Origin of the sequence: Micrococcus sp. HSID17227, from assembly GCF_003989405.1 — a bacterium.
GTDB classification, from domain to species: Bacteria; Actinomycetota; Actinomycetes; order Actinomycetales; family Micrococcaceae; genus Micrococcus; species Micrococcus luteus.
Genome location: NZ_RBLN01000493.1, coordinates 1 through 777 on the forward strand (window position 1 = coordinate 1; position 777 = coordinate 777).

Annotated in this window: 1 protein-coding gene and 2 pseudogenes; all 3 read right to left on the bottom strand. The window is 74.0% G+C overall.

The window, feature by feature from the left end; all coding sequences use genetic code 11:
* Window positions 1–260 (bottom strand): annotated as a pseudogene (locus D8M29_RS12860) (PLP-dependent transferase); the annotation flags it as partial.
* Between the two features lie 136 nt (window positions 261–396).
* Window positions 397–576 (bottom strand): hypothetical protein, encoded by a 180-nt coding sequence (locus tag D8M29_RS14300; protein WP_238693426.1) that lies wholly within the window; start codon window positions 574–576, stop codon window positions 397–399.
* Window positions 573–777, bottom strand: a pseudogene (locus D8M29_RS12865) (3-oxoacyl-[acyl-carrier-protein] reductase); the annotation flags it as partial. The gene D8M29_RS14300 and the pseudogene D8M29_RS12865, both read right to left, overlap by 4 nt.

Consider the following 777-nt stretch of genomic DNA (forward strand, 5'->3'; position numbering starts at 1 on the left):
TCGGAGGGGACGACGGCGACGTCCGCGTCCTCGAGCGCGCCGAGGGCGGCCTCGAGCGCGGCCCAGGTGGGGGTGCCCCAGCGGGCGTATTGGAAGGCGACGTCCGCACCGGGGGCGACGGGGGCGCCGTCGGGACCGGACCCGGGCAGGTGGAACGCGGAGGCGTGCACCAGCGGCGGGGAGATGGCGTCGCCGAGGGCCATGCCGTGGGCGCGGTGGTGGAGGACGGGGCCGAAAGCGGGGGGCTGCGGGGATGCCATGGGGTCATTCTGCCGGGGCGCCGGGCGCGGATTCACCAGAGGAGCTGACGGCCCCGGATCTGCCACCCGAAGCAACGCCGGTTGACTTATCGCGGGTCCTGGGCGCGAAGACCCGTGATAACTCAACCGGCGTTGCTCAGGACCGGGCGGATCGGCGTGAGGCCGGGGTCCTGGAAGGGGCGCCGGGTGCGGTGACGCCCTGGCGCGCCAGCTCGATCGCCACGGACCGCACGAAGCCCAGCTGCGCCGCCTGCGCCGTGTGAATGGTTCCCTTCACGTTGACGTCGAAGATCAGGTCGACGTCCTCGTCCGTCATGTCCGCGATCCGGTTTGGGGGTAGATGCCCGCGTTGGACGCAAGCACGTCCAGCACGTACGCGGGGAACCCGGCCTCGCGGGCGGCCGCGCACTCCTCGTCGGTCAGCCCCGTGACGGCGACCCGCGCCGCGGCGTCCCGCAGCGACGCGGCGATGCCGAACCCGATGCCCAGGGTGCCGCCCGTGACCAGCGCGGCCCGG

Excerpts from the sequence above, each read along its gene's own strand:
- D8M29_RS14300 (WP_238693426.1), bottom strand. The coding sequence starts at position 576 with ATGACGGACGAGGACGTCGACCTGATCTTCGACGTCAACGTGAAGGGA.